General features: G+C 61.3%; 23 protein-coding genes and 1 pseudogene. 12 read left to right on the top strand and 12 right to left on the bottom strand.

All coding sequences use genetic code 11. The features are described from left to right. Positions 1-756 (top strand): ABC transporter ATP-binding protein, encoded by a 756-nt coding sequence (locus U0C82_RS06900; protein ID WP_322186339.1) that lies wholly within the window; start codon positions 1-3, stop codon positions 754-756. A 70-nt stretch (positions 757-826) separates the two neighbouring features. Further along, positions 827-3,808: a glycosyltransferase gene (locus tag U0C82_RS06895; RefSeq protein ID WP_322186338.1), complete on the top strand. Its 2,982-nt coding sequence runs from the start codon at positions 827-829 to the stop codon at positions 3,806-3,808. A gap of 144 nt (positions 3,809-3,952) precedes the next feature. Here the strand turns inward: U0C82_RS06895 and U0C82_RS06890 are convergent, their stop codons facing one another. The 3 genes from U0C82_RS06890 to U0C82_RS06880 form a co-directional block, all read right to left on the bottom strand. Further along, a complete protein-coding gene (locus U0C82_RS06890) occupies positions 3,953-4,864 on the bottom strand; it encodes a class I SAM-dependent methyltransferase (RefSeq protein ID WP_322186337.1) in 912 nt (303 codons plus the stop codon). A gap of 100 nt (positions 4,865-4,964) precedes the next feature. After that, complete coding sequence (locus U0C82_RS06885; protein ID WP_322186336.1) at positions 4,965-6,029, bottom strand: matrixin family metalloprotease; 1,065 nt, start codon at positions 6,027-6,029, stop codon at positions 4,965-4,967. A gap of 221 nt (positions 6,030-6,250) precedes the next feature. Then, positions 6,251-7,099, bottom strand: coding sequence for a SapC family protein (locus U0C82_RS06880; protein WP_322186335.1), 849 nt, complete (start codon positions 7,097-7,099; stop codon positions 6,251-6,253). 210 nt (positions 7,100-7,309) lie between these two features. On the opposite strand from U0C82_RS06880, the pseudogene U0C82_RS06875 reads away from it, so the two are divergent. Next, a pseudogene (locus U0C82_RS06875) lies at positions 7,310-7,558 on the top strand (IS66 family transposase); the annotation flags it as partial. A gap of 59 nt (positions 7,559-7,617) precedes the next feature. Beyond that, positions 7,618-8,172 (top strand): tyrosine-type recombinase/integrase, encoded by a 555-nt coding sequence (locus U0C82_RS06870; RefSeq protein WP_322186334.1) that lies wholly within the window; start codon positions 7,618-7,620, stop codon positions 8,170-8,172. A 651-nt stretch (positions 8,173-8,823) separates the two neighbouring features. Here the strand turns inward: U0C82_RS06870 and U0C82_RS06865 are convergent. Then, entirely contained in the window at positions 8,824-10,494 is a 1,671-nt protein-coding gene (locus U0C82_RS06865) for a beta strand repeat-containing protein (RefSeq protein WP_322186333.1), read from the bottom strand. Between the two features lie 589 nt (positions 10,495-11,083). Between U0C82_RS06865 and U0C82_RS06860 the strand changes: the two genes are divergently transcribed. The 3 genes from U0C82_RS06860 (at position 11,084) to U0C82_RS06850 (ending at position 12,336) form a co-directional block, all read left to right on the top strand. Continuing rightward, positions 11,084-11,326, top strand: a complete 243-nt coding sequence (locus U0C82_RS06860) for a type II toxin-antitoxin system Phd/YefM family antitoxin (RefSeq protein WP_322186332.1) — start codon at positions 11,084-11,086, stop codon at positions 11,324-11,326. Continuing rightward, positions 11,323-11,772 carry a type II toxin-antitoxin system VapC family toxin gene (locus U0C82_RS06855; RefSeq protein ID WP_322186331.1) on the top strand — a complete coding sequence of 150 codons (450 nt, stop codon included), beginning with the start codon at positions 11,323-11,325 and terminating at the stop codon, positions 11,770-11,772. Before U0C82_RS06860 ends, U0C82_RS06855 begins: the two co-directional genes overlap by 4 nt. Before the next feature lie 279 nt (positions 11,773-12,051). Beyond that, on the top strand, positions 12,052-12,336 hold the full coding sequence (locus U0C82_RS06850; protein WP_322186330.1) for a hypothetical protein: 285 nt from the start codon (positions 12,052-12,054) through the stop codon (positions 12,334-12,336). 160 nt (positions 12,337-12,496) lie between these two features. On the opposite strand, the gene U0C82_RS06845 is transcribed toward U0C82_RS06850, so the two are convergent. The 3 genes from U0C82_RS06845 to U0C82_RS06835 form a co-directional block, all read right to left on the bottom strand. Next, the gene (locus U0C82_RS06845) at positions 12,497-13,495 is read right to left on the bottom strand and encodes a hypothetical protein (RefSeq protein WP_322186329.1); all 999 of its coding nucleotides are present in this window, start codon (positions 13,493-13,495) and stop codon (positions 12,497-12,499) included. A gap of 146 nt (positions 13,496-13,641) precedes the next feature. Then, the gene (locus tag U0C82_RS06840) at positions 13,642-13,980 is read right to left on the bottom strand and encodes a type II toxin-antitoxin system HicB family antitoxin (protein ID WP_322186328.1); all 339 of its coding nucleotides are present in this window, start codon (positions 13,978-13,980) and stop codon (positions 13,642-13,644) included. Continuing rightward, positions 13,977-14,231: a type II toxin-antitoxin system HicA family toxin gene (locus tag U0C82_RS06835; RefSeq protein WP_322186864.1), complete on the bottom strand. Its 255-nt coding sequence runs from the start codon at positions 14,229-14,231 to the stop codon at positions 13,977-13,979. The genes U0C82_RS06840 and U0C82_RS06835 overlap by 4 nt, the downstream gene beginning before the upstream one ends. Positions 14,232-14,353: 122 nt before the next feature. On the opposite strand from U0C82_RS06835, the gene U0C82_RS06830 reads away from it, so the two are divergent. From U0C82_RS06830 to U0C82_RS06810, 5 genes are all read left to right on the top strand, one after another. After that, on the top strand, positions 14,354-15,451 hold the full coding sequence (locus U0C82_RS06830) for a PGN_0703 family putative restriction endonuclease (protein ID WP_322186327.1): 1,098 nt from the start codon (positions 14,354-14,356) through the stop codon (positions 15,449-15,451). 74 nt (positions 15,452-15,525) lie between these two features. Continuing rightward, positions 15,526-15,879, top strand: coding sequence for a DUF2958 domain-containing protein (locus U0C82_RS06825; RefSeq protein ID WP_322186326.1), 354 nt, complete (start codon positions 15,526-15,528; stop codon positions 15,877-15,879). Next, positions 15,876-16,292, top strand: a complete 417-nt coding sequence (locus U0C82_RS06820) for a hypothetical protein (protein WP_322186325.1) — start codon at positions 15,876-15,878, stop codon at positions 16,290-16,292. The genes U0C82_RS06825 and U0C82_RS06820 overlap by 4 nt, the downstream gene beginning before the upstream one ends. Next, positions 16,289-16,552 carry a hypothetical protein gene (locus U0C82_RS06815; RefSeq protein ID WP_322186324.1) on the top strand — a complete coding sequence of 88 codons (264 nt, stop codon included), beginning with the start codon at positions 16,289-16,291 and terminating at the stop codon, positions 16,550-16,552. Before U0C82_RS06820 ends, U0C82_RS06815 begins: the two co-directional genes overlap by 4 nt. 167 nt (positions 16,553-16,719) lie before the next feature. Further along, positions 16,720-17,901, top strand: coding sequence for a tyrosine-type recombinase/integrase (locus tag U0C82_RS06810; RefSeq protein WP_322186323.1), 1,182 nt, complete (start codon positions 16,720-16,722; stop codon positions 17,899-17,901). A 253-nt stretch (positions 17,902-18,154) separates the two neighbouring features. Here U0C82_RS06810 and U0C82_RS06805 read toward each other — a convergent pair whose 3' ends face one another. The 5 genes from U0C82_RS06805 to U0C82_RS06785 form a co-directional block, all read right to left on the bottom strand. Further along, positions 18,155-19,696, bottom strand: a complete 1,542-nt coding sequence (locus U0C82_RS06805; RefSeq protein ID WP_322186322.1) for a class I SAM-dependent methyltransferase — start codon at positions 19,694-19,696, stop codon at positions 18,155-18,157. A gap of 107 nt (positions 19,697-19,803) precedes the next feature. Further along, positions 19,804-22,155 (bottom strand): beta strand repeat-containing protein, encoded by a 2,352-nt coding sequence (locus tag U0C82_RS06800; protein ID WP_322186321.1) that lies wholly within the window; start codon positions 22,153-22,155, stop codon positions 19,804-19,806. Positions 22,156-22,551: 396 nt separating this feature from the next. Continuing rightward, on the bottom strand, positions 22,552-24,531 hold the full coding sequence (locus U0C82_RS06795; protein ID WP_322186320.1) for a hypothetical protein: 1,980 nt from the start codon (positions 24,529-24,531) through the stop codon (positions 22,552-22,554). Between the two features lie 163 nt (positions 24,532-24,694). Beyond that, a complete protein-coding gene (locus U0C82_RS06790) occupies positions 24,695-25,006 on the bottom strand; it encodes a helix-turn-helix domain-containing protein (RefSeq protein ID WP_322186319.1) in 312 nt (103 codons plus the stop codon). A 169-nt stretch (positions 25,007-25,175) separates the two neighbouring features. After that, positions 25,176-25,451: a hypothetical protein gene (locus U0C82_RS06785; RefSeq protein ID WP_322186318.1), complete on the bottom strand. Its 276-nt coding sequence runs from the start codon at positions 25,449-25,451 to the stop codon at positions 25,176-25,178. Positions 25,452-25,479: the final 28 nt, after the last annotated feature.

The raw sequence follows: 25,479 nt of genomic DNA, 5'->3' as shown, positions 1-25,479 counted from the left end.
ATGACATCCATCACGCTCACCCATGTCACGGTCGACATCCCGATCTTCGACGCCGGCAGCCGATCGCTGAAGAACAACGTCATGGCCGCCGCGACCGGCGGCCAGATCAAGCCGCGAGACGGCAACGGGCGTGTCTCCATCCGCGCGATCGACGATCTTTCGCTCGATCTTCAGCATGGAACCAAGATCGGTCTCATCGGTCATAACGGGGCGGGCAAGTCGACGATCCTGCGGACGATCGCGGGGATCTACGAGCCGAACGCGGGCCGCGTCGAGGTCGAGGGCAGCGTCGCGGCCATGTTCGACATCGGTTTCGGAATGGATCCCGACGCCACGGGCTGGGAGAACATCATTCTGCGCGGCATGCTGCTCGGCTTCACGCGCAGACAGATCGAAGCCCGGTCCGACGATATCGGCCAATGGAGCGGTCTCGGCGAATTTCTCGACATGCCGCTGCGTACCTACAGCAGCGGCATGTCCACCCGTCTCGCCTTCGCCGTCTCGACCTCGATCACCCCGGATATCCTCCTCATCGACGAAGGGATCGGGGCGGGCGATGCGGCCTTCATCGACAAGGCGAAGGCCCGCCTCGAAGAGTTCATCGGCAATGCCGGCCTTCTGGTCATGGCGTCCCACTCCGACGATCTCCTGCGCCAATGGTGTACGGACGGGCTCTGGATGGAGCATGGCAAGGTCCGATATCATGGCCCCATAGAAGAGACGCTCGAACGCTACGCATCGTCCCGAGCGGTGTGATACGGTAACTGCCAACCAGCCTGTGCGCGCGGCGTCGGCTCGTCCATTTCAGCCTCGAGAAGTTTCCAAAATGACCAAAGTGACCATCTCCACCGCGGCGCTTCATACCCCGCGCCACATCGTGCTGTCGGCCTGGCTGGAACATGTGCCGTTCCTGTCCTTCGTGATCGAGCGCCTCCGCCCGGCTCGCTTCGTCGAACTGGGCACCCACCTTGGATATTCCTACTTCGCGGCGTGCGAGACGGTGAAGATCCTCGGTCTCGGCACGAACTGCCATGCGATCGATACGTTCATGGGCGACGAGCATGCCGGCTTCTACGACGACGCCATCCATCAGGACGTCGTGCGCCGCAACGCAGACTATTCGGGTTTCTCGTCCATCCACCGCATGACGTTCGCCGAAGCCCTCGACAAGTTCGAGGACAATTCGGTGGATCTCCTGCATATCGACGGGCGGCACTTCTACGACGACGTCAAGGAAGATTACGAGACCTGGACGCGCAAGCTGACTGCCAATGCGGTGGTGCTGTTCCACGACACGAACGTCAGGGAACGCGACTTCGGCGTGTGGAAACTGTTCGCCGAACTGAAGGCGCACCATCCGACGTTCGAATTCTTTCACAATCATGGCCTCGGGGTTCTCGCGTTCGGCGAGATCCCCCCCGCCCTTTCCGACCTCTTCGCGCTGGAGGGCGAGGACGCCGCCGGCTTCAGGAAGACGATGGAGACCCTCGGCCAGCGGCTGAGCCTGCAATTCTCGTATTCCGAGCTTGCCAAGGAGCGCGCTCGCCTCGACGGGCAGGTCCATGAGATGCAGAACGCGCTCAGCGCCTCCCAGAACGCACTCGACGCGTCCCGGACTGCGTTCGACACGTTCCAGATCCAGCACGGCGCGGTCTGCAACGAGCTCGAAAACATGCGGGCGCGATACGAGGCGGTCGAGGACGATCTCGCCAGCATGCGGGTCCGATACGAAGAGCAGATCACGCAGCTTCTTGCGCTCCAGGAGGAGCTGACGACAGGACGCAACGCCTTGCGCGAGCGTCTGTCGGCGATGGAAACAAGCACCCTCTGGCGCAGCACCACGCCGATTCGCCGGGTGATGGAGCGCATGCCTACCCCGGTACGCCGGTTAGGGCGCGGAACGCTGCGCGCTGCCTACTGGGCATCGACACCGCACCTCATCGGCGCCCGCATCCGGCACTTTCGCGGGCTGGTTGCCTCTCGCGGCGTCGCAGCATCTCTCTCGACGATCGTGGACGGCACCATTCTTGACCTCGGCGCCAACCCGCTCGATCGCCGCGACTACGGCAGGTGGATCGAAGCATGCGACCGGCTCGACGACAAGCAGCGCAAGGCGATGCGAGAGCGCCTGCGCGATCTGACGGACAAGCCCCTGATCTCGATTGTGATGCCCGTCTACAATACGCCCGAGCAACAACTTCGGGAGGCCGTCGCGTCGGTGACCGCCCAGATCTACGAGAACTGGGAACTTTGCATCGCCGACGACGCCTCCCCCAAAACCCATGTCGCGCGGGTCCTGAAGGAGCTTGCGAACCTGGAACCTCGCATCCGCATCGTCACGCGTGAGACCAACGGCCACATCGCGCTTGCCTCGAACTCGGCCCTTGAACTTGCGAAAGGCGAATTCGTCGCCCTGATGGACCATGACGATATCCTCGCCGAACATGCCCTTTACGAGATCGTCGCGACGCTGAACGATCGTCCGGACGCCGACATCCTCTATTCCGACGAAGACAAGATCGACGAGAACGGCGAGCGTTTCGATCCCTACTTCAAGCCGGATTTCAGCTACGACCAGCTGCTTGGCCAGAACGTCATCAACCATCTCGGCGTCTATCGCCGTTCCCTGCTCGACGATATCGGCGGGTTCCGCGACGGCTTCACCGGCAGCCAGGACCACGATCTCGCGCTTCGCTCGCTTGCCGTCTGCGGCAGCGACAAGGTCGTCCACATTCCGAAAGTGCTTTATCACTGGCGCCAGACGAGCAGTGCGTCCTCCTTCTCGCAGTCGGACCTGCAGCGCTGCATCGATTCCTCACGCAAGGCCTTGCGCGAGCATCTCGGCGTCCAGTCGGACGATGATGCGCCCGGCGTCCAGGTGCTCGAGAACCCGATCGTTCCAATCTGGAACCGCGTGAAGTTTCCGGTTCCCGCCGACGAGCCGCTGGTCTCCGTGATCATACCCACTCGGGACCGCTCGGAACTCGTACGCCAGTGCGTGGAGGGGCTTCTGTTCCGTACGGACTACAAGAACCTCGAAATCATCATCGTCGACAATGACAGCGAACAGCCGGAAACCTTCGAGACCTTCGACGACCTGAAGAAGGACGACCGGGTTCGCGTCCTGCAGGTTTCGGGCGCCTTCAACTATTCGCGGCTTAACAATCTCGCGGCGAAGGAAGCCAAGGGCGAGGTTCTCCTCCTCCTCAACAATGATATCGACGTTATCTCCGACGGCTGGCTCACGGAACTCGTGTCCCACGCCATTCGCCCGGACATTGGCTGCGTCGGTGCGAAGCTCCTCTACGCAGACGGCCGGATCCAGCATGCCGGCGTGCGGCTTGGGGCAGGGCATTTCGACGGCGGGGCAGGCGTTGCGGGGCATTTGGGCCTTTTCTTCGACCGCACGGAAGTCGGTTATTTCGGAAGCTACGCCATCACACGCGACGTCGGCTGCGTCACGGCTGCTTGCCTTGCCGTGCGACGCGACGTCTATCTCGAAGTTGAGGGCCTGAACGAGACGAACCTCACCGTGGCCTTCAACGATGTCGACTTCTGTCTGCGGGTGCGCGAGGCAGGATACCGGATCCTCTGGACGCCGTTCGCCGAACTCTATCACCTGGAATCGGCCTCGCGCGGTTCGGACGAGAGCCCCGAAAAGCACCGACGTTTCATGAGCGAGGCCCGCTACATGAGAGAGCGCTGGGGCAAGATCCTGGACGCCGATCCGTTCTACAATCCTAACTTCGACAATTATAACAGCGACTTCTCGCTGAACTTCGCCCGGAACTCCATCACCGGACGATAGGGGAACCGGCGGGCGGCGCGGGGATGCGCCGATCCGTGCAGGTCACGGTGCACGTCGCTGAACGGGATCTGTCCTTGGCGGGTTCCAGAGGGTGAAGCTTCCACGTCTCGCCGCTCAGGCAGGCCCGACGATCCTCGTGAGGGATCAGCGCTTGGCAAGGATCGCCGTGAATTCGTTGCGCCCGCGCGGCGTATTATAGACCCGTACGGGCTCGAGGGAGATCAGACTCAGTTCTTTCAGCATCGCGATGATCAATTCGAAGCTTTGCGGCGTGAACTGCCAGGCGTGGACGTCGATGTAGGCGCCGTCGGATGTGTCATATTCCTCGATCGCCTTCCTGATCGCCTCGGTTCGGCCCGTGAAATAGTCGCCATCCGCATGGTCGCCGACCCAGTGGCGCGCGCAGTCATTGTGCGTGATCAGGGCGCGATGCTCGATGACGCTGGCGAGACTGTGCGTCCTGCGCCGGTCTGCATGGGCCGAGCAGATCTCTTCGAGGCGCGATTGATCGATGAAATAGTCGAAGCAATATTTCTTGTTCGGAATAAGCAGGAAATAATGGCCGCCATCGGCCAGGATCTCTGCGACCGCGTTCAAGTGGCCGATCAGATCCGGCTGGTGCTCAACGCAATGGGACGAGATGACGAGATCGAAGGTTTCGTCGACGATCGACAGGTCGCCGGAGGGCGAGACATAGTCGATCTTCGGGATCTCGACGATGGGGTAGCCGACCTCCTTCGCGCGCGCCTCGAGCGCCGCGCTGTCGAGGACGTCGAAATAGCGGACCTTCGGATCGGTGATCAGCGGATTGCAGAACGGGCCGATTTCCAGGATCGTATCGTAGACGCTTGCCAGCGATACGAAGTTCTCTCGCAGCGAATTGTCGGCGCCTAAGCGCCCTTCGGCAATGCCGTGCGCGTGGAAATGACGCTCTAGGGAGGCGTCATCAAGGGCATGGAAGCCTTCCTGCCGCCGGTAGACGTCCGGGTTGAAGACGGGTTCGAACGGGTCCTCCGTCGTGACGTGCGATGCGTGCGAACTCGGCCGGTCATTCATGGAGCGATCTCTTGCGTTCGACGGACATTCGTCGTCGTCGAGCCCTAGTCTACCGATATTCTTCGAGCAAAACCAACGCGTTTTGCAGCTGAACGACGCGTCAGGCGAAATCCACGTAGTACGCGACGCCTTCGTAGCGATAGTGTGCCATCGTCGTCTCGACATGCGCGCGTTCGGCCTCGCTCGCCGTATAGAAATGCGTGCCGGTGTCGGTTTTCAGGAACCGGTGCAGCGCCTGGTGCTCTGCGTTGGCACCGGCGTCCGAATAGGCGTTGAACGCCGATCCTTCGGGCGTGAAATGAGGATGGCGCGCGAGAACCGCGTCCCGCTCCGCTTCGCTCGCCGTGTAGAAGTGCGCGCCGGTCTGGGTGTTGTGGAACCGGTAGACCGCGAGATCGCCGCTCCCTGCGGGCACGTCGAAGGCGCGGCCCTCGAAGGCGAACTGCGGATGCCGGTCGAGGATCGCATCGCGCTCCCCGGCCGAGGCGGTGTAGAAGTGGACGCCGGTCTCGGCATTGAAGAAGCGGAAGACGTCCTGCGTGGCGGCGGGCGCCACCGGCGGATTGACGCCCGCGATCTCGTTGGCCGGCGGCGGCGCCGGGGCGGCGACGGGCGCGGGCGCCGGGGCGGCGACGGCGACCGGAACGGGCTTCACGCCGTAGAGGCCCTGGATCTCGGCGACGTCGTCGGCCGACAGGGTCGCGACCGAGGTGAGATAGGGATACATGATCGAGGAGCGCACACCCTCGGCGTGGGACAGGCCGATGGCATGGCCGATCTCGTGCAGCGCGACGGCGTAGAAGTTGAAGGTGCCGTTGCCGCCGGTTTGCGGCGCCCAGGGCTCGGCACTGTCGAAGCGGATCTCCGCCTCGATCGTGCTGGTGCCGCGATAGCGCCAGTGGGCCGAGCCGAGCGTGCCGCCGGCGCCGTCGATGTCGGACCAGCCGAGCCGGATGTCGTTCGACCGGCTGTCGGACAGATAGACGAAATCGATGTCGGCGACGGCTTCCCAGGCATCGAAGGCGGCGGCGACGGCGCTGCGATAGGCGCTGTCGGCGAGCGCCGCTGTGAAGGTGACGAGATCGCCGGGAAGGGTCGCGAAGCTCCAGGAGATGGTCGTCGTGCCGACGCCGCTGCCCCATTTCGTGCCGGTCACATAGCCCATGGCGATCATCCTGTCGAAAGGGTTGGGGGCGGGCCGCCGCGCGGCGCCGCGCCTGCCGGATCGTGGCCGATCGCGGCCGTTCGAGCCGCCATCATGATCGATCATCATATAACGGGAGATGAAGGGCGGCCCGGCCGCGCGCGAAAAACCTCGTATGCGCCTCGCCCCGCCAGACCCCCGGCGGGCCGGTTGCCGACGGGGGTCACGAGGCTCTTCGCCTCTCAGCCGATCTTGGACCAGTCGATGTCGAGGCTTTCGCTGGGCGCGAAGCTGTGGCCGGTCTCCTGCGGCGCGGCGCTCGCCGCGCTCTGGCGCCGGCGCTCGGCCTCCTCGGCGTGGCGGGCATGAGCGCGGGCGAGCTCGCCGAGCTTCGGAATATGCCCGGCGGACAGCATCTGGGCGTAGGCGAGCGCGACGATGCCGGCGCGGCGCAGGGTGCCGAAGGTCTCGTCGTCGAGCGCGTTGAGCTTGTCCTCCGACACACGGTGGAGCCCCTCGACTTTGCGCTCGTTCTCGCCGTCCTTCAGTGAGATCAGCCAGGGCTCGATGATGTCGTTCTCGGCAAGGCGGGCGCAGGCGGCGTTGAGCTGCGCCTCGCCGCGCGCCACCTCCTGCATGAAGGTCCAGACGTCGGCCATCGGCTGGGTCAACTGGCCGGCGCCGTCGAAGAAGGGCTCGCCGTCCTCCTGCGCCAGAAGCCCGCTGGTCTCGTCGATGCACAGGATCATCTGGTCGGAGCTTTCGGCCCGGCCGATATAGAAGGGATGGGAGCGCAGGGCGGCGGGCACGTAGCCGCCGTGCCAGCGCCCGTCCGGGCCGACGAAGAGGTTCTGGCCGGGCGCAAGGCCGAGCACCGCGACGAGCTGCCAGCCCTTTTCGTGGGCGACGAAGCCGAGCGGCAGTTCGAGGGCGGCGCGGCTGACCTCGGGCGCGGCGAGCGGGGCAAGCGCGCGGCCGGCGGCGAAGGCGTAGCTGGAAAAGCGCGTCCAGCCCCGCTCGCCGTGGCGTTCGGGGGTCAGGGGCTGGATCGCCTGTTCGGGCGCGGCGGTCACGGATGGGGTCTGGCTCATGGGCACTCCTTGCCGTTTTGAATGGCGCCCCGCCCGCAAACCACCGAAATCAGGCTATTTGCAGGCTTTTGAGGACGGGAAGCCGCGTCTTCGTCCCCACAGCGCGGTCGCCCAAAGACCCAGATAGAGTGGATCAAACGCTCAGGAGACATGGTGTTGGCCTGAGCTACAATTCGCAAAATTCTCCGGTCCGGCGGGTCAAAGACGGGGGCACGTCACGGGCCCCATGCCCCCGTCGCAGAAGCCATGGACCAAATGCTGAAGCGATGGGACGGCTTTGTCCACTTCGCAGACGACGGTCGCATCTACCTGACGAACGATGCCGCCGAACAGGCTGTCCGCGGTCTCTCGCTCGGCAGAAAGTCGTGGCTCTTTGCCGGCTCGGATCGTGGCGCCGACCGCAGTGCGATCATGCTGACGCTGATCGCCACTGCCAAGCTCGATGATATTGATCCGCAGACCTAGAGCGGCGGACTGAAATCCAGAATCTGCCGCACGCTTCTCCGGTTGCTTTTGCTGTGATTCCTTGCTTTTGGCTTCTAACATCGATCGCGGAGGACGAGAACAAGCTCGCGGCTCAGGCCATCCTGCTCCTCCTCCTGACCGGTGGACGGCGGAACGAGATCACCCACGCTCGATGGGAACAGATCGACAGGCGACGGCAGACGCTTCTGGTGCCTCAGTCCAAGTCCGGCAAGCCACGGAAGATCACTCTGAATGGTCAGGCCATAGTTCTCCTGAAGGCCCTCAAGCGCATCAAGGGCAACCCTTGGATATTCCCGTCTCCGGACACCAAGCGCCCCTCACCACCGCTCTACTACCCGTGGCACCGCATCCGTTGCCGTGCGGGGCTAACCGATGTTCGGCTACATGATCTCCGGCACTCGTTCGCCAGCTTCCTCGTCAACCAGGGCGTCTCGATCTACGTCGTTCAGGACCTCTTGGGCCATACCCAGATCAAGACCACTCAGCGCTATGCCCACCTGACTATGGAGGCTCGTAAGGACGCTGCAGAGGTGGCCTCGATGGTCCTACAAAGGGCAGTTCGCGACGATGAAGCCCATGAGGCGTGAAATGGATCTCTTGGGATCCTCGAAAGGCCGATGACTAGAGTATGCCTAGATGGCCGATGGCGGAACAGGGAGTTTGGCGCCCCGTCACTGGACATATTGCTCAACTGCATCAACGGCTTCGTGGCCGACGACCGAGCCAAAGGCGACTAGAGCATGCCTAGATGGCTTACAGAGTTTCGCAACCTTTTGGGGGCATGTTGGCAAGACGATGCACAACCGAGCTAGACGTGCCGCCGAACCGCTTACCACTTCGTCCGGATCAAGCTCTCAGGCTTCCCAATAAGTCCATAAGCCTCCCGAAGCACCCTCTCAGCATCTTCGTCCGATCTCTCAGGCAATGTGTGCTGTCCACCACTAGGGAAGTGCAGTGTGTTGCCCTCCAGCCGATAGCCGACTTCGTATGCCTGCCCACAGCTATCCGTGAACTGGTATAGGATCTGCTTGCCAGTCTGGATCGGAGTGAGCGCGGGATAGATGCAGATTTGTGCCGTCGCAGGCGAAGTGCCGAGGCCTAGTAGCGTAGCGATGATGGTGAGCTTCATGCGTGGTCTCCTACGACATGGTGAATTCCGAGCAAACCTTAAAGTTGAAACAAAAACAGGGGACCCGAAGGCCCCCTGCATCTATCTCGCTTGTATCGACCGAAGTTGATTAAGCGAAGTTTGCATCGCCGAGATTTGCGACGGTAACACCGGTAAGCTGTACAAGCAGATCGTCTGCATCGACGAATACTTCACCAGCACCATCAGCTGCATCGTAGACCGCGTAGGTCTGTCCCTGGAAAGTGAATGCGGTCCACTCACCAGCGACAACACCGTCCTGTGCTGTATTCGCAACTGCAATGTCAGCAGCTGCACGCACCGTAGCAGCGGCACCTGACAAGGCATTAATCGACGCTTGTGCAGTAGCAGACAGGGCAGTGTAATCTGCATCACCCGCAATACCGGTGAAGTCGAGAACATCGCCGCCGACCGCAGCATTGAAGCTGTTCACGACGTCGAACTGCAGACCAAGGGCAGTCGTTGCAGCGTTGGTGGTATTTGCAACACCGCTGGCTGCACCGCTTCCGAACTGAACGATGTCGATGCCAGCTCCAAGCGTGATCGTGTCACCACCCGAGACTGCTGCCGTGTTAGTGGTGCTGATTGCCGAACCTTCGATAACAAGGTTGCCGGTCGAGGTCGAAGCGTTGATCGTGCCACGATTTGTGAGACCAACGAGATCGAGGTTACCAGCACCAGAGATGTTGATCGTCGAGCCGGCAACTGCCGTGATCGTACCAACGTCGTTGAACGTGCCACCAACACCGGCGACCGCGTCAGCAAGGTCACCCATTGAATTGATATTAATCGTAGCCAAAGAGCCTGCAGGCGCAGTCGCTGACAGATTAACATTCAACGCGCCGACATTTGCATCGAGACCATCGTTGATAGCGGCCGTACCGAGGGTGCCGAGCAAACCGATGTTCAATGTAGTAGACGTACCGTTCAGGTTGAACGTAGCAGCACCTGCGTTTGCAGTGCCGAACTCATAAGTACGAGCCGACCCAGCATTATCAATTGTGTCGGCGCCAACGGTAGGGTCAGCTACAATGGCTGCGACGTCGTCACCGTTACCAGCAATACCGTCTGGACCGGCGTTACCAGGAACAGCTACAACACCAGAAGTGTTGAACTCGATGTTCGTAATCCCAGTGTTCGTGAACGTCGCACCGTTAACGGTCGCACCGTTCACACCGTCGAACGATACGCGCTCGATCGAGGTAAGGCCGTTGAACGGAGCAGCAGCAGTAGCAGCGGAATAGTTACCAGCCGACGTGACGCGAACCGTATCGAAGCCTGCACCGCCGTTAACAACATCACCAGGTGCGCCAGCAGCATTTGCCGTAAGACCCGTGCCGAAGTTGAAGCTATCGTTGCTCGAGCCACCAGTTGCGGTGACGTTACCACCAGCAGCGAAGATTGCCGACACGCCACCGGTGTTGGCCGAGGCATTGAACGTGGTTGTCGTTGCAGCAAGCGTGTTTGCAAGAGCAATCGAACCTGCACCACCAACGTTTACGTTCGTGATACCGTTGCCAGTCACCTGAGCGGCAGTGTTTGCACCAACTGCGGTGATGTTGACCGTCTCGATGCCATTGGCGTTGATCGTGGTGTTGGCAGTGTTCGTCAGCGAGACCGCCTGAACATCAGCAGTTCCAGCAACGGTAGCAGCGTTGTACGTTGCGGTCAGCGTACCGCCGGTCGTGCCGGAAGCATTCAACGCAACGATCTGTGCAGCGTTCGTAACGTTCAGCGACGAGTTTCCGCTGTCGAGCGACACGTTCTGGACGCCTGTCGAGTTGGCAAGGTTCAGCGTGTTAGTCGAAGCGGTGAAGCCCTGGTAAACGACGTTCTCAACGCTTGTCAGGTTCGGGATGATGGTCTGACCAGCACCGGTGTTGCCTGCAACGATACGGACTGCATCGGTACCGGAACCGCCGTTGATCGTGTCGCCCGACTGAAGCGTCGAGGTCGTGCCGTCACCGATCGTGCCAACAACAGTGTCGTTAGAAGCGGTGCCAGTGATATTGTCGATATTAGTAGTGAGCGTACCATTGGCCTATCGGCCTTCCCTTCGTCGGTTCCCTCATTTTTCACATCAAATCAATAACTTAAGGAGGCGTCGACGGTCGGCAACGCACCTATTCTGCAGGCAGTCAGCTATCATCCGACTCCCTTCCGACGCCATCGACCAGAAAAGTACCCTTCATGGACCTGCGGACCCTTTGGAATTCCAACGGTTTGATCCTCAGCGATCTACCGACCGCCTGCCGGACGTAAGAGCTTGGCTCTCGGGAGTCTATTGCCACGGATAAGGCGGCCCTCTATTATGACTACATGTAGTCACATTCGATTGAAGAGGACGCAGAATGAAAACGCTCAACCTCCGAAACGCCAAGGCAACCTTCTCAGCCGTCGTGGACGCTGCCGCCCAGGGGGAACCGACCGTCATTACTAAGCACGGTCGCCCTGCGGCAATGATCGTTCCTATCGAGGACGGCCGACGCATTTTTCCCGATAACAAGCCGAGCTTTGCCGACCTGCTCCTGTCCATGCCGCATGAGCTGGAGATTGAACGCGATCAAACTCCAACGCGTGAGGTTGATCTGTGAACGGCTGGCTGCTGGATACGAACATCGTCAGCCTGCTTGCGCCGAAGAAGGACGGTGGCCCTAAGCTCAGCTCAGACCTCGCGGCTTGGATGCGCAAACACACCGACAGCCTCTTTCTACCCGCAATTTCCATAACCGAGATACGTGCTGGCATCCGCAAGCTTCGTCGGTCTGGCGGGGAAGCCCGCTCAGCCGACCTGGAACTCTGGCTTGGTAATTTGGTCTCGAACTACGGCGACCGGATCCTACCCGTGGAGGTAAAAACGGCGATCGTGGCAGGTGATATTGCCGACTATGCGACGGCGGCTGGTCGAAACCCGGGCCTAGCCGATATATTGGTGGCGGCAACCGCCCAAAGGCACGGTCTCTGTCTTCTCACAGCAAACACAAAACACTTCGAGCATTTGAGCTTGAACATCCAAGTTCGAAATCCCTTGGACCAATAGGTAAGATCGATGAATGAAACGCTGGGGGTGTAGGCTGATTTTCATGTTGCGGAGGGGCTAGACAAAACTTATATTTCGCAATGAGAGTTATCTGTCTTTCTGAACGGAAATATCTGTCTTTCAGTCAATCTAACTTACTCTTTAAACTAACTTTCTTTCTATCCTTCTCTTCTCCCTACGCTTGGGAGAGGTGCGCCCTGAGCGCAGTTCCAGCCATATCCGCCCCGGATCAGAAGGAGAAATGTCATGTCCAAACCCAAATTCCATAACAGCCCCGCCATGCTCCAGGCCATCGCCGTTCTTGAGCGGGAAGGCGTTCGTTTCAAGCAGACGTCTGGCCATCAACTCAAGGTCGGCCTCCTGAGCTTCTATCCCGGCAAGGGCACCATCTACCGGGACCGCGACCCCCATGCTCTCGACGCGAAAGGGCTCCCGGCCTTCCTTCGTCTACTCCGGGATGACGGCCTCGCCGATGCCAACAGCAAGCCTGTCCGGCCCGTCGATGATCCCGCCGGGTTCGCCATCGATCTCGGCGACCCCAACGACAAGTTCGCAGTCGAATAAACCGCCTTCATCGCCATCCATCCCTGGGAAACCCTAAAAAGTCCATCAGTGACCAAGGGGCCGGACAACCCCTTGGTTTACTTGGGGTTATGCGCCAGGTTATTCCGAAATCAACGTCCTAATTGCCCAAGATTCGTTTTCGGAATAACAACGAGCGATACTAAAACTGGAGCGAGTCCAAGAGGGTCATTGTCTTCCGCTCTTCCTCGCGCCGTGCACGGGCTCCAATCTCCCAACCGCTGTACACTTCATCGAAGTTGCCCAGGTCGAACTTCGATTGGAATCCGGCCGCACGCTGCGCCCCGCGATTCAAGCGGTGGCTGATCTGAGCCAACTGCGGCACCTTAACTATAACCGGTGTACAGTCATTCGGGTCAGGGCGGAAAATCTGTCGGGCCGTCCACACCTTCCCCTCATGGTCCGGTGCCGTCAGGCCTTCTCCCGTGGTCTTCGTGATGTACCGGAACAACCTCACCTGGAGTCCATACTGGCGCTGCGGACCGTTCGGATGCCGCTTCGGAAAGGCAATTCCGTTCGGCTGCACATCACCCGGTGACTTTTTCCGCCACCATTCCCAGGTCTTCTCCTCGAATGCGGCTTGTACGGACCTTGGCACCACGCACAGTACGTGCGCATGCAATCCCTGATCGCGGGCGTACTCGACCACCGCGATCCAATAATGCGGATGGCTCACGCGTTGCCCCATACGCCGGCTGATACGGTTACGCGTCCGGCCTTCGGCCTGCCGCTTCCGCTCCTTCTCGTCACCGTCAAACAGGCACCGGTTCATCTCTTTGTGCCAGTCCGGCATGATGCGTAGGAATTCAGCATGGTTGGTAAACCCAAGCGCCCCCGCCGTCAGGGTAATGCTCGCGTTGAAGCACAGTCCCGACTGCCAAGTCAGGAAGGACAGGGCGTTATAAAGCTTCCAAGTTTCGTTTTTCAGGACCGTCCAGCGAGGGCGGACACCCGGCAGCGGCGACTTGCTCGGCAGCACGTCCAGCACGGGGCCAAACGGACTGCCGCAGTTCGTCTCAGGGTCCCAAATCATGCTTGGTGGCTTTGGCGGATCATAGGCGTCGAAGTCTACCTCAAACACCCCAGGGGCAACTTCGAGGGGCATAGGACCGGGGACTTCCATGCGATCATCAAATGTCATCCGACATCTCCATATTGATCGCGATCACGATTGCTGGCGGGTCTGCGCAGCAACGATCGCCTACAATATAGTGATTTCCGGCCATTCCTCGCACTATGCCTGCCACAATTTCCGCCCTGTGGTATATTTGAGACATGGCTAGTTCGCTAACCGGCGCTTCGGGAAGCTTCGTCCAAGACCTCCTCGGCCCATTGGTTAAGGCTCTTTCCTGCCAGAGCTGCCGCCAGGGCGACACGCTTATGCGTTTCCGGCTTTACCCGGAACATGACCTTGCCCGAATACGGTTTCTGAGGGTCTTTTCCGACCCGGCTGCAGGTTTCGAGGTAATCGTCCACCGCCTCTTGGAACGCCGCCTTCAGCGCCTCTACGTCGCTCGCATGGAAACCGACCGCATCGTTGATGCCGGCAATCCGCCCGACGAAAATTTCGTCCTCTTCATCAAACTCGATCCGAGCACTGTAGCCGTTGTAGTGTAATGTGTTCATGGCTTTACTCCGATCTGGGTTAGGAATTCGCGGGCATCCCTGACTTGGTAACGTTTGGCTTCCTTCTCCGGGTGCGGCCTATGAAACGAGGCGATTACACCGTCTTTTCCAAATCGGACCCGCGATCCTCGACCCTCAATCACATTAGCCCCGGCGGCCAAAAGCAGGCCTTCAATGTCGGTCCAGTTAATCGTCCCCGAGACCGGATCACGAAACACGGCGATCAATGTCTTTCGATGCCTACCGTTCATGCCCGCAAAATAGTCCACCCCGCATAGAACGCAAGCGTTTTTTGCTAGCATCGAAGTTTCGCTGAACTTCGGTAGCCCTCGCGTGAATCCTCCTTGTCTTCATAAAAACGAGGTCTTCCGCTATGCGCACCGAACCCTTCTTCGCACCAACGCCGATCCCGGACGAGTTCGCCGAAACCATCCCGCTGATCCCCGCAGAAATCCTGCGCCAGCATCAGTGCCAAGAGTCCAATGATACGCGATTCACCGCCGCCGCCCGCCTGCTCCAGTCGTTATGGAGACAGGATCAGAACCTTACCATTGGTCGCCACCGCAGCCGGTCGGGGGAAACCCGTCAAATCGGTTCGCGTCTGACTTTCGCCGCCGGACGCGCCGGTGCCAACTTCCTTGACCCGGCTGTCGCCTCACTCGTTCGTCGTGAGCTGGTTTACCGAGAGATCGGAGCTTGCATCGACGCTGACAGGCTTTTCCGCAACCTTCTTTCTTCAATGCCGCTCGTGTTCAATCTCTTCGGGCCACTCAAACGAGATCCTGAACTCGCCACCCGTGTCCTGCGGTTGGTCCTGCCCGGCTTCACCGGAACCGTGACAAAGGTCCTGTTCGAGCACAGTCCCGGACGAGGCAACCCCGCTTTTTCCGCCGACTACACCGCCGCCGACGCGTTGGTTCGTTACCGTACGGAGAATGGCCGGCGCGGGTTTGTCTTCGTCGAGCAGAAGTACACGGAAACCCTACAGGAAACGACACAGCCAACCCGACCTCATCTCGACAAGCTGTCGGAGCAATCTGGCCTCTTCAAGGACCCGCGCGCGGCCAGTCTGCGCGCCAACCCCTGCCAGCAGCTGTGGCGGGAGCACCTCGTGGCCGCTAGTGCAATCCAACGCGGCCTCTACGACGAGGGCTCTTTTATCGTCATCGCACCCCGTCTGAACTGGCACGCCCAAAATGGTATCTCCGCCTATGCGCGGCACCTGAAGAAGCCAGAGGTTCAACAGCCCGCCTTCACCGGTATCTTCCTGGAACGCTTCATCGAAGCCATCGGGACAGCCGGAGAACCGGACTACGCCCAGCGCCTCTACCAGCGTTATTGCGATTTCGCCCGGATCGACCAGATGATCGATGCCTACCTCGACGCCGAGGATCAGGCCGGAATCGATCTTCTGACTACTCCAGTCTCGTCCGTACCGTCGACCGAAATGCCAACGATCACAGCCGGTTGATCCTTTCCGGGGGGCCGGGAGTGGCTCCCCTTCTTTTCATCCTTGAAAGAATTTGCCCCCATTGGAGTATAGCCATGCCACGTCCCGTTTTGCTCACCGCCGAAATTCGTCGCCAGCTTCTTGCCAACGGCCGCCACCGCCATTCCCGTCCCGACTTCGATCCGGCGCCCGTCGTCAAGCTGTTCACCTCGGACGCCAGAGCCACTTGGCTCATTACCGAACTCGACCCCAATGAACCCGACCGTGCCTTTGGGCTCTGCGACCTGGGGCTGGGTTCGCCTGAACTTGGTTATGTCTCGCTCGCCGACATCAGCGGTGTCCGGGGATGCCTCGGGCTACCCGTTGAACGGGACCGCTGGTTTCGATCCTGCGAAGCCATCTCGGTCCACGCGGAACGTGCCCGTCAGAACGGTCGCATCGCCGCATGAGCATAGAAACCCACTCCGACGATCCGACCTGGCTTCCGCTGGTGCGTGCCGGCATCTTTGAGGCCTTACCTGATCCCCTAAACTGGGAGGATACTCCGGAACTCGCGCACTTCATCGATGGCTACGTGGTCTCCGAGGTCGCTGGCTTGGGGTCTCTGCGCATATGGGCCAACGTTCGAGCCGAGGCGGCCAATGAGACCGAGTCTTGGTCCGGCACCGCGCTTGAACTCTGGTGCTGCCTTTTCTACGAGCATCGTCGTTACCGCCACTTCGGAGAAGACCCGACCGGGCAGGATCGCTATCTCCTGCACGCTCTCTGTTCTGCGCTTCGCCGGGAATTGGTCGGGCTGCCCACCGCCGATCGCGCCGAGATCACTCGCCTTTTCATTCCGCTAGAGCCGCCGCAGCCATGATCGGCAATATCCGCGACCACCGTACCGATCTTTTCGTCGTCGATATCGACGCCGTGTTCGAGCCGACCATCCACGACAATCCCAACGGCTACGACGCCGGTCCCTTCAGGTTCGATGTCGTTACGCAGCATCCGGATTATTTCCACGTCGCCGATCTTTGCGACACGACCGTGCGAGATGCGCTGCTTCATGCCGAGACGACCTGGCCATTTCCCGTGACGGTCTACCTCTATGACGCGGGGATCGGTCCTCTCGGTTGAAGTCAGTTTCGTCCGACGCTCTTCCGACTTTGCCGACGCCGAAACGCTCCAGGACCTGACCTTCAGCCTGTGAGTTTCAGCAGGGCAATTTCTCCATATCGCCGCCGAAGCAAACGAGAGGACCAGCGATCCGTAAACCGCAGGTTCCGAAATTCGTCGGAGACACAATGCCCACCGCCAACCTTACCAACCATTTTGTCCGAACTGCCGCCTGTCCCGCCGGCAAAGGCAAGACCGAATTCTTCGATACCAAACAGAAGGGCTTCATGCTGGAAGTCCGCTCATCGGGTGGCAAAACCTTCTATCAACGCTACACGACCGAGCACGGGATCAAGCGCCAGCTCAAGATCGGTTCCGCCGACGTGTTCTCACTCGACGAGGCGCGGCAGTCGGGCAAATCCATTCTCGTTCGGGCGCATATGGGGGAGGACCCCCAAGCGAAGCGCCAGGAGAAGCGGCAAATTCCCACGCTCGCTGAATTCGTTCAGTCGCGGTACCTTCCTCATGCGAAGGAGAACAAGCGGAGCTGGAAGACCGACGAAACCATGCTGCGCGTCCACATCGTCCCCGCGTTGGGATCAAAGCCCCTTGATACGATCACCGCGGAGCAGATTGCCGCTTTCGCTCAGCGGATGAAGGCTAAGGAGTATGCGCCGGGTACGGTAAACCGCGCGATCATCCTGCTGCGGTTCATGTTCAATCTCGCTCGTAAGTGGAAGATTTCCGGCATCACGGACAATCCAACCGCTGATCTCACCCTTGCCCCCACGCAGCACCGGGAGCGGTTCCTCACTCAGGATGAAGTCCGCGCCCTTCTTATCTCCATCAAGGAAGACGAGAACACGGTCGCCGCCCAGGCTATCCTCCTCCTCTTGCTTACCGGCGCCAGGCGCAACGAGATCACTTATGCGAAGTGGGACTACGTGGACTGGCAGCACCGAACGCTCTACGTCCCGGTCTCGAAATCCGGTAAGTCGCGCTTCATCGCCCTGAACGACCAAGCGGTCACTCTTCTGAACTCAGTCGAGCGCCTTCCCAACAACCCTTACATCTTTCCGAGCCCCGTGACCGGCGAGCCATCCCCGTCTCTTCATTACCCGTGGGTCCGTATTCGTGACCGCGCTGGGTTGAAGGATATCCGCTTGCACGATCTCCGGCACTCCTTCGCCAGCTTTCTCGTAAACAACGGGGTTTCCCTCTACGTCGTCCAGAATCTCCTTGGGCATACTCAGGTTCGCACGACCCAGCGCTATGCTCACGTCAACCAGGATACACTCAGCAAGGCCGCCCAGCTGGCGGGGACCGTCATCAACGCGGACGCTTTGCCTATCCTTCCGAATGGGAATTGAGCATTGGAACATTGGCGTACGGTACGCCTTGCTTCGTCCGCCGTTCCTCCGACCGTATACCGACTTTCTAGGCTCTCTGGAGGACCGGTTAGGCACATCCTGGCTAACTTCGGCCAGCCGGAAGCGAAAACTCCGGTCAGTGACTTTTCCTACCCGTAACATACTGTTTCACTGTGGACTTTTGTCAGCTCTTTCCAGAACCACCTGACAATTCGCCCACAATCCAATTCTGGAACGATTCGGCCGAAGAGCCTCATGCCACCTGCAAGCTTTTCAAGACCGGCAGCTGCTTCTCGGAGAACGTGTCCGCTTGAACCTTCAGCTCGGAGAGGTTCTCTTCGGCCGTCTCCAGCGTCCTGCCGTCTTTCAGAATGCGCTGGTTCTGGGCCGAAAGGACCTGCCAGACGAAGGACGCCCACTCGTCCGGGCTCTTCTTCCCGTCGAAGAGCGCCTTTAGGAACAATTGCTGGAACCTTCCGACCGTCACCCCGCCGCCGGTGACGGGGGAGGCGAGGAAGGCGAGATCGGCGCCGTCGAGCGCGCGCTCGATCACGGCGCGGTTGAAGGCCTTGGTGCCCTTGGCGCGTCTGGCCTCGTCCTTGGCCGGAAGGCAGGGCTGGAGATGGCCCGAGCCGACGAGCACGGTGAAGGCTTGCTGCAGGCGCGCCCCGCCGAGGCCGGCGATCGCGGGATCGGCGACGAGGTCGCGCACGGTCTTCGGGCCGCCTGCGAGACCGTCGAGAAGCGGGGTGTAGACCTCGGCCTGAAGCGCCGCCTCGCCCTGGCTGCCGGTCACTTTCAGGGGCACGTCGGCGCGGCTGGTGGACAGCGCGAAGCGCTGGTCGAGCCAGGCCTCCTGCGCGGCGCGCGGCGCAAGCTGCACCGGGCCCTTGACGAAGACGTCGCGGCGGAACTGCTGGTTGGTCATGTAGTCGCGCACGGTCTCGCGCAGCACCGGATCGTCGATGCCGGCCATCACCTGCTGCTGGTCGGCGGTGAGGTTGATCGCGTCGACGCCTTCCAGAAGCGCGGCGGAGCCGAGAAAGTCGAGCTTCGCCGCGCTCATCTCCCCGGCCACCTCGGAATGGTAGAAGAGGCTCCAGGCGTCGTTCATGTATTCGTGGGCGAGATAGTTGTGGTTGAGGGTCTTCAGCTTCTCGAACCGGTCCTTGAGGGCCGGACTGGCCCGGAAATAGGCCGCGTTCGAAGCCTGCATGGCCTCGACGAATTTCAGCGCCGGCTCCATGCGCCCGATCGTCGGTCCGCCCTTGGCCTTGCCGTGCAGGTACATGAGGTGGCGCAAGGGCGCGGCGGCCGCCCAGCCTGGCAGGGCGTTGTAGGAGACGTAGACGAGGCCGCCGACTTTCAGCTTCCGGGCGATGAAGTCAACGATCGCAGCCCGATTCTCCGCGCTGATCCACGACCAGATGCCGTGGAGGGCGATGACGTCGAAGCTGTCGGGCAGGCCGGGGGCGTCCGCGAAGTCGGCGAAGGCGGTGTCGTGGAAGGTGATGTTGGACAGCCCGGCGTCAGCGGCAAGCGCTCGCGCGCCGGAAATCTGCGAGGGGTTAAAATCGGTGGCGTGGAAACGGTCCTGCGGATTGGTGGCCGCCAGAAGGTTCACCGAGAAGCCCTGGCCGCAGCCGAGTTCGCAATAGTCGAGCCCCGCACCCACATCGGGCGCACGTTGCCCGCGTGTCAGAGCCAGATATCGCAACAGGGCCGGCGTGAGTTCGCGATAGAACCCGTGGGTGTATCCGATATCGGCGACGTAGCCGGACGTCCAAGTGCTCATGCTGTTCCCCGTTAGGAATGGCGTTCATACAGAAACGGCAGGGAGCCCAAGGACCCCCTGCCGCATAACTGTAACCTTCCCCAGAGGGCCGGCCCAAAGTTCACAAATTAGGCGATCGTGATATCGCCAGCGGCGTTGACCGCAATCGTCGTCAGACCCGTGATCCCAGTCAGCTCAACGATCTGATCGTCAGCGTTACCAGTGGCAGCACCGGCGTAGTACACGTAGGTGTTCGCACCGTTCTCGAAGAATGCGACCGAACCGGCCACATCGAGCTGAGTATCAGCCTGGACTGCCGTTACCTTCTGAGCAAAGGTTGTGTCGGCCGCAGCGAACGTGACCTTGCCTCCTGCGGAAGTGTCAACGTCAGTACCAGCCGTCGTGCCATTCGTTTCAGCTGCGAGCAGAACCGCAGCACCACCGAAGTCAAGGATATCAGCACCACCGGCGTTGAAGTCCGAGATCTTGTCGAGAGATGTACCGGCAACCGATCCGTCCGTACCGAAGCGGAAAGTATCGATGCCTGCTCCACCCGTCAGCAAGTCAGCACCAAGGCCGCCCACGATGATGTCGGCACCAGCACCGCCGTTGATGGTGTCAACGCCATCACCGCCAGTCAGCGTGTCAGCACCAGTACCACCGGTGATAACATCGTTTGCAGCCGAACCAGTTACAGTCAGCTTACCCGTCAACGCAGAAGCATTGATCGTCCCACCGTTCGTCAAGGCAGTGATCGTGAGATCATTGCTACCGGAAACGTTGAAGGTCGAGCCTACAGCAGCTTCCAATGCAGTAATGGTGTTTACGACTGCACTTGGACCAGTTGAAGCCAGATTTACCGTTGCAGTCTGACCCGCTGGAGCTGCGACATCTGCAGCAATTTTAAGCGTGCCAACCTCAACGCCACCCGTAATAGGGGTTGCATTTGCATCAAGGCTGAGATTGACCGTGCTGACACCAGCGGCCAAGTTGATCAGTGCATTACCAGAGTTAGCCGCGCCGAATGCATAGACCCGAGCCGAACCAGCAGCGTCGACTGTGTCTGTAGCCGCATCGGCGGTGTTGAACACGATCTTCGTTACTGCCGTGTTTGTGAAGGTCGTGCCGCTGATGAGACCAGCGTTAGCGCCGTTGAACTGCAGGGTCTCAATACCCGATACCTTGGTATTAAGAGCAGGTAGGACACCATTCGCAACTGCAACCCGGATGTCCGCACCGTCTATCCCCAACGTATCGGTGCCAGCCCCGCCAACAACCGTATCCGCTGTGGTGAGCGTTGCACCGAAGTTGAAGGTGTCATTGCCCGTACCGCCAGTGACGGTTGCATCGGATGCTCCGAGGGTAACAGTAACGCCGCCGGTGTTAGAAGAAGCATTAACCGTCTTCACGCTCGCATCGAGAGCGTTTCCGATGGTCAAAGCCTGCGTGCCGGTGATGTTGACAGTGCTTTCCGTGCCCGTGGAGCTCAGAGCGCCAGTAATCGTGCTTGCAGCCGAACCAGTTGCAGCAAGATTGATGGTCGTAACACCAGCGCCGGTTACAGCCAACGAAGCAACGGTGCTGCCCGAAAGGGTTGCCGTCACATCGGTATCAGCGGCAGTCGTCGTGATTGTCTGCGCGCCGCCGGTCACGCCGGTGTAGCTGACGTTTTGAGCCGCGTTAATCTGCAGGTTAGAAGCAATTGCAGTGTTAACCAGGCCGAGATTCTGAACGCCAGCGATAGCGGAGACGTTGGCACCGGTAAAGCCAGCCACCGGAGCGACGAAGTTCACGTTCTCAATGCTGTTGAGCTGCGGAATAGTCGCAGCAGCGCCAGCGCCGAACGAGTTGAAGGTATCCGTACCTGCGCTTCCGTTCAGCTGATCAGCACCGGAAACCGAAGCGGCATCACCGACGAACGTATCGTTATTGGCCGTGCCGTTCAGGACATCCACACTGTTAGTGAGCGTGAAGGTCTGGCCCGGGTTTGCACCGCCGCCGGTGCCGCCCTGCGCGAACGGGCCATTCAAAGCCTGCCCACCATCGGTAACCGCGCCGGGACGGCCTTCGAACTGACCAAACAAGATGTAGTGCTGATAGCCGTTCGCGAACTGACCAGAAGTGACCGCAGCAGCAACGTCCGGATTGGCAGTAAGGTAAGCTGCGTCGTTGAAGTTCTCGACGCCGTTATTGTCCGTGTCGATGGCGGACTTCGCATTTTCATTGAAAACGCGACCTTCACGAGCACCGAACGCGAGGAAATGCGTCAGCGGGTTTACGCCAGCCGCGGCGACGTCCGGGTACTGGCCGAGATAGAAGGACGTGTCGAAGAACGCATTCGGATCGCGCGACTCGAAACGGCCGAACTGGTTGAAGTGCGCCTGACCCGAAGCGAACTGGCCGCGCGAAACGGCGGCAGCGACGTCAGGATTCTGAGTCAGATAAAACTGCTCGTTGAACATGATAGCATTAGCAGCCATGAAAGTCTCCATTTGGCTTTAACCGGCTCAGCCGGTGGGTCTGGCGTTCCGAAAAATTCGGCTGCCATGTCACGGCTCGGCGGGAGAGCCGTGACAAAGAAACCGTTGGGCTTCAGATGCTTGCGTGCAAGCGATCGGGGAAGGCGTTGTTGTCGGACGCACGGAAACACTGAACTAAGAATGAACGTCGTAACACTTCAAAGAACCATATCGATCGTGGCGAAATTAGGTCCCGAACTTTACCGTCCGGTAGGGGGTTTCTTTCAGCCCACACTGGCGGAACCCTGTGTGCCAGATCGGGATACAGCAATTGCTGTACATCGGCAAGAGGCTCCTATTGTCGGGCGGGTGATTTTCGTGTCCCAGCCGCAACATGGCGGGGCCTCGTTGGAACCCTCACGCGGCCAGCGGCCCGGCGCCTTCGTGCATTATGAGGGAGGGATCGGCGAAGACCCCGACAAGCCTAACGGTGCCGCTTCCGGCCTCTCCCATCAGGAGATCGTTCCCCTGTTGCCAAACATGCTCGGCGTAGCGGGATGCAACTGATTCGTTTTCGAAGCTTACGATGTCCTCGCCGAACACGAAGCCCGCGATGGTCAGGTCCGCGCCAGCCTCGACGCGCACCGCATCGAACCGGCCCGCGACGAGCTCGCCCGGCGCCGTGAAGGCGAGGGGAACGTCGACGCTCGGCTTGTGCGAATCGAGGCCGGGTTTGTCGTCGCCCTGCGGCGCGCGGTCGCCCGCGCTGCCCGACAGGACGAGGGAGCCGGAGATCCCGTCCTTCTCGCCGGAGGTGGTTGCCGCGATCTTGTCCGACAGGGAGATGACCGGGCGATCGTCGGCGTCCCCTTTGTCCCGCGCGCCGTCGCCGGCTTTGGCGTCGGCCGTATGCTGGCCCGCGCCCTTGCGATCGGGCGACAGAAGTTTGGACTGGGTGATCTGGCCGACCAGCCATTCGATATTGTGCGCCGAGCGCGCGGCGGTGAGCCCGGCATCGGTGGAGAGCGAGACCGCCTTGTCGGCGTTCGAGACGCTATCGGACCCGCCGCGCGAAGCGGCGACGGTCTGACTTTCCTGCGCGCCGACTGAATTCGGGGCGCTGGTGCTGCTGCTCTGCGTGTTGCGGGCTTCCGAGGAAGAGGAAGAGGAGGGTGCGTCCGGCGCTGGCGCCTGCTTTTCGGCGCGGGCTGGGACCTGTCGCTGTGGCGCGGGCGCCGCCGTGTCGGAGCCGGTGCCGGCGAGCGGTGCGGTGGCGGCCGGGCCGGTCATGTCGGCGGCGTCCGGCGCTGCGCCGTGGCCGGCCTTCTGTATCAGGGCGTCGCCGAAATGGGCGCGGTGGAGCGGCGCCTCGCGATCGGCGGTCTCGCCCGGTGCCTGCGCGCCGGTGCGGATCGTCACCGCCTCGGCCATGTCGCTGCGCACCGCGATATCGAGGGCGCTGACGAGGCTGGTGTCGGGATCGGCCGGGACGTGGATTTCGGCATCGGGCGCGTTCGCCTTCTCGCCGCGCGGATCGAGCGCCGACAAGATGGTCTCGACGCCGGCGGCCAGCGTGCCGGCATAGTCGCGCATGTGCCAGTTCGGATTGTCCTGCGCGAAGACGCGCATCAGCTCGGCGGCGAAGAGGCCGGCCGACAGGCTCGCCATCGGCACCTCGGACAGGATGCTGCCATGGGCGCCCGAGGCCGGCACGCTCGAGAGGGAGCCGGTCATCTCCTTCAGGAGCTGCAGCCGACGCTGCCCGAGCTGGGCGTCCTCGCCCGCCTCGTCGCCCGCCTGGGGCCGCTCGCCGCCTTGCGCGAGGCCGAGGGCCTCGGCATCGGCCGAGCCGGCTCCCGCGGGCGCGTCGGCGGCGTCGGCGCCGTCCGCGTCGGCATGGGCGGCGTCGGTGGAGGCGGCGTCCGCGCCGCCGTCGATCTCGCCGGCTTCGGCCCGGCCGTTCTCGACGAGGTCGACCAGCATGATGGCGGCGGCAACGAAGGCGGTGAGGAAGGCGCTGGGATGCAGCACCACGTTGGAGGCGCGGCGGATGTCGGCGCCGAGCGCCAGCGGCGCATCCTCCAGCATCCGGTCGGAGACCTCGCGGAAGCTCGCCCCGCTATAGGCGTTGCCGGTGATGCAGTTGATGATGTGGATCTCGGTGTCGATGCGGCAGATGTGGACGACGACCGTGTCGGTGCCGGTCTGCTGGTAGACGAACCAGGGATCGCCCTCGTCGCTGACCCCGCCTTCCACCTCGACTGGGAGGCCGGCCGCCGCGAGGCGATCGCGCACGCGGTAGAGTTCGGCAAGATCCTGGTTCTGCCAGGGCATCTTGGGGGCGAGCGGTGCCTCGTGGGTGCGGCGCCGCGCGAAGGAGAAGATTGCTGCCGTCAATTCGCCGATCCGTCCAAAACCATCGTGATCATCGAGTCTTCCAGGCCGTCACGGGCGAGCCGTCACCGCCCCGCCGTCACGGGCGAACAATCGCGGCCGCGCCCGACGGAACGCCGGTGGGCCCCGATGGGCGCTTGCGGCGTCGGCGGCCGGACGGCAGGCCTCATGCGTTGGGGCCTGCATCACCGAACAGGATCTCGTAGGTCGTCGGCTCGTAGAACGCCATGATGTTGCGGACGAAGTCCTTGGCGTTCATGTCGAGCGCATCGGCCCAGATGCTGTAGCGTTCGGCCGGAATGCGGCCGCGGCCCGCCTCGATCTGCGAGACGAACGTGTAGTAGCCGACATCGACGCGCTCGGCGAGCTCGCGCTGGGAGAGCCCCGCCGCCTCGCGCCGCTGGCGTAGCCAGAACCCGCCTTCCTTGCGGAGGCGTTGTCGCGTCGTATCCTCGTTCGGTACTGCCTGTATTGCCATCATCCAACCCTAAAACGCCCACACCGAGCTGGTGACGGTTCCGAGACGTAACACCGGGACCGACCATTTCACCAATCTCGAAGATACGCCATCTCGGCGCCGGCTTCCAGATGGTCATGCGCGAATCATGTCGCAGTGTAGGCGCAAAATGATGAACGGATCTTGCAGCTTACTGCCGGGTCTCGCCCGGCGTCTGCCGCACGGGCCGCTTCTCGAGGTGATCGGCGAGGCTTTTCAGGAGCTTGACGGCCGCTTCCCGGCCGACGGTCATGTCGAGAAGATCGGCATAGGCGCTGGAGGCGGCGCTGAGCACCTCGGTGAACGGGGCCTGGGGACGGGCTTCCTCCACGGCCTTCTGCAGGTGCGGCACGAAGACCTCCTGCGTCAGGCGCATGACGCGCTCCTTGTCCTCGGCCGGAAGGTCGAAACGTTGGGTGTTGCTCATGGGTCTGTCCTGATGGGTCTGAGGGTTC

The sequence above is a fragment of the Fulvimarina uroteuthidis genome (assembly GCF_034321785.1).
GTDB lineage: Bacteria > Pseudomonadota > Alphaproteobacteria > Rhizobiales > Rhizobiaceae > Fulvimarina > Fulvimarina uroteuthidis.
This window is presented reverse-complemented; position numbering and strand designations above follow the sequence as displayed.

Coding starts and splice junctions, on each gene's coding strand:
- U0C82_RS06900 (WP_322186339.1), top strand. CDS start 1: ATGACATCCATCACGCTCACCCATGTCACGGTCGACATCCCGATCTTC.
- U0C82_RS06895 (WP_322186338.1), top strand. CDS start 827: ATGACCAAAGTGACCATCTCCACCGCGGCGCTTCATACCCCGCGCCAC.
- U0C82_RS06890 (WP_322186337.1), bottom strand. CDS start 4,864: ATGAATGACCGGCCGAGTTCGCACGCATCGCACGTCACGACGGAGGAC.
- U0C82_RS06885 (WP_322186336.1), bottom strand. CDS start 6,029: ATGGGCTATGTGACCGGCACGAAATGGGGCAGCGGCGTCGGCACGACG.
- U0C82_RS06880 (WP_322186335.1), bottom strand. CDS start 7,099: ATGAGCCAGACCCCATCCGTGACCGCCGCGCCCGAACAGGCGATCCAG.
- U0C82_RS06860 (WP_322186332.1), top strand. CDS start 11,084: ATGAAAACGCTCAACCTCCGAAACGCCAAGGCAACCTTCTCAGCCGTC.
- U0C82_RS06850 (WP_322186330.1), top strand. CDS start 12,052: ATGCTCCAGGCCATCGCCGTTCTTGAGCGGGAAGGCGTTCGTTTCAAG.
- U0C82_RS06845 (WP_322186329.1), bottom strand. CDS start 13,495: ATGACATTTGATGATCGCATGGAAGTCCCCGGTCCTATGCCCCTCGAA.
- U0C82_RS06840 (WP_322186328.1), bottom strand. CDS start 13,980: ATGAACACATTACACTACAACGGCTACAGTGCTCGGATCGAGTTTGAT.
- U0C82_RS06835 (WP_322186864.1), bottom strand. CDS start 14,231: ATGAACGGTAGGCATCGAAAGACATTGATCGCCGTGTTTCGTGATCCG.
- U0C82_RS06830 (WP_322186327.1), top strand. CDS start 14,354: ATGCGCACCGAACCCTTCTTCGCACCAACGCCGATCCCGGACGAGTTC.
- U0C82_RS06825 (WP_322186326.1), top strand. CDS start 15,526: ATGCCACGTCCCGTTTTGCTCACCGCCGAAATTCGTCGCCAGCTTCTT.
- U0C82_RS06820 (WP_322186325.1), top strand. CDS start 15,876: ATGAGCATAGAAACCCACTCCGACGATCCGACCTGGCTTCCGCTGGTG.
- U0C82_RS06815 (WP_322186324.1), top strand. CDS start 16,289: ATGATCGGCAATATCCGCGACCACCGTACCGATCTTTTCGTCGTCGAT.
- U0C82_RS06810 (WP_322186323.1), top strand. CDS start 16,720: ATGCCCACCGCCAACCTTACCAACCATTTTGTCCGAACTGCCGCCTGT.
- U0C82_RS06805 (WP_322186322.1), bottom strand. CDS start 19,696: ATGAGCACTTGGACGTCCGGCTACGTCGCCGATATCGGATACACCCAC.
- U0C82_RS06800 (WP_322186321.1), bottom strand. CDS start 22,155: ATGGCTGCTAATGCTATCATGTTCAACGAGCAGTTTTATCTGACTCAG.
- U0C82_RS06790 (WP_322186319.1), bottom strand. CDS start 25,006: ATGGCAATACAGGCAGTACCGAACGAGGATACGACGCGACAACGCCTC.
- U0C82_RS06785 (WP_322186318.1), bottom strand. CDS start 25,451: ATGAGCAACACCCAACGTTTCGACCTTCCGGCCGAGGACAAGGAGCGC.